This window comes from Falsigemmobacter intermedius, assembly GCF_004054105.1.
In the GTDB taxonomy this organism is placed as follows: Bacteria; Pseudomonadota; Alphaproteobacteria; order Rhodobacterales; family Rhodobacteraceae; genus Wagnerdoeblera; species Wagnerdoeblera intermedia.
On the sequence record NZ_SBLC01000024.1, the window covers coordinates 1 to 301 of the forward strand.

The 301-nt window shown below is 63.1% G+C and carries 1 protein-coding gene; it reads right to left on the reverse strand.

What is annotated here, in order from left to right:
- Positions 1-219, reverse strand: a 219-nt coding sequence (locus tag EP867_RS14245) for a transposase (RefSeq protein WP_164888879.1), incomplete at its 3' end; no start/stop codon positions are given.
- Positions 220-301: the final 82 nt, after the last annotated feature.

Consider the following 301-nt stretch of genomic DNA (forward strand, 5'->3'; position numbering starts at 1 on the left):
GACAGTGAGCAGCCCACGATGTACGCCCCAGCGACGCGCGACGTCGGAGATGTTCGCGCCCGGCAACGCGCTCTCCGCCACGATCTGCGCACGCTCATCATCGGTCCGGTTACGGCGGCGACGGCGCCCGGTGATCACCTCGATCCGCTGATAGTCACGGGCTTCATGCATGACTTGATGCATGGCATTATCTGTACTCTTCGGCTCGTCGAAGCCCATCGGCAACCTCTCCTGAAAGTCCGTGCCGACTATCTCTGGCGCGCAGAGCTCACCCGCAAGATGACCCGCTCGTGACGCTCAC